Genomic DNA, 758 nt, shown 5'->3' with positions numbered 1-758 from the left:
CAACCTGAATGCCAACTCGACGGGGGCGCTGAACCTGGGTACGGGCACGGTGGGCGGCAATTTGGTCGCCTCGTCCAACGGTGGCGCAATCACGCAGGCGGCCGGCGGGCTGAGTGTTACCGGCACCACCAGCGCGAATGCGGGCGCCGCGGCGATCACTTTGACGGAGGCGGCCAATAACTTCACCGGCGCAGTCGCGGTAAGCAACTCCGGCGCCAATAGCGTCGCAATCCGCGACGCCAATGACGTCGTGCTGGCGGCTTCTACAGTCGGTGCCAACCTGGACGTCGCATCCGGCGGGCACATCACGCAGGTCGCAACAACAGGTGTGTTAACGGTGGGGGGCACCAGCACCTTCACCGTGGATACAGGCACTTCCAAAGATGTTTTGCTGGCCGGAGCGAGTAATGATTTGGCGGGTCTGGTGAGCATCAACACCGTCAATGGCGCGAGTTTGCGCGATGTAGGTCTAAAGAATACGAATGCAAGTGCGGTAGTACCGCCCTTGCCGAGCGGCTTACGCAATCTAGACATACAGCTTAGCAACGCGGCCGTTGTGCTGCCCTCTCTCAGCCTGAGCGGCAACTTGAACATCACTTCTGGAGCTGCTGTCTCCCAGACGGGCACGCTGACCATCACCGGCACCAGCACCATCACGGCCACCGGCAGCAATGTCACGCTGACCGACAGCGCCAACAACTTCGGCGGCACAGCAACAATCACTGGCGCAGGCATCAGCCTGCGCGATGTCGGTGCCT

At 61.7% G+C, this 758-nt stretch carries 1 pseudogene; it reads left to right on the top strand.

The features are described from left to right. Positions 1–758, top strand: a pseudogene (locus LNV09_RS24620) (hypothetical protein); the annotation flags it as partial.

Source organism: Paucibacter sp. B2R-40, assembly GCF_025717555.1.
GTDB lineage: Bacteria > Pseudomonadota > Gammaproteobacteria > Burkholderiales > Burkholderiaceae_C > Paucibacter_A.
The sequence above is the reverse complement of the archived record's forward strand: the minus strand, read 5'-3'. Positions and strand labels throughout refer to the sequence as shown.